Below are 233 nucleotides of genomic sequence, written 5' to 3' on the forward strand. Positions count from 1 at the left end.
GTGTCGATCTGAAGAAACAATTCTCAAAAAGGGAAAAGGAAGGGACAGAAGCATACCGTTTAATCTCCGCTTCTCTCCCAAGAACCCAACTTCGTGCTCCTCATTGCTTCGTACCAGGCTAACGACCACCGCTTCCTTCTCGCGGCCCTGGAAGCCGTCTACGGTCCCAAGTTCAATTCCAGGGAACTTTTCTCTCAGTGCATTAGACAGGACAGCTAACTGCCCGTTGTACG

At 50.6% G+C, this 233-nt stretch carries 1 protein-coding gene; it reads right to left on the minus strand.

Features of this window, described 5'->3' with window-relative positions; all coding sequences use genetic code 11:
- The coding region (locus L9G74_RS23480) for an AAA domain-containing protein (RefSeq protein WP_369123405.1) at nt 1–233 on the minus strand (233 nt) is incomplete at both ends.

The sequence above is a fragment of the Shewanella electrica genome, assembly GCF_022321485.1.
GTDB lineage: Bacteria > Pseudomonadota > Gammaproteobacteria > Enterobacterales > Shewanellaceae > Shewanella > Shewanella electrica.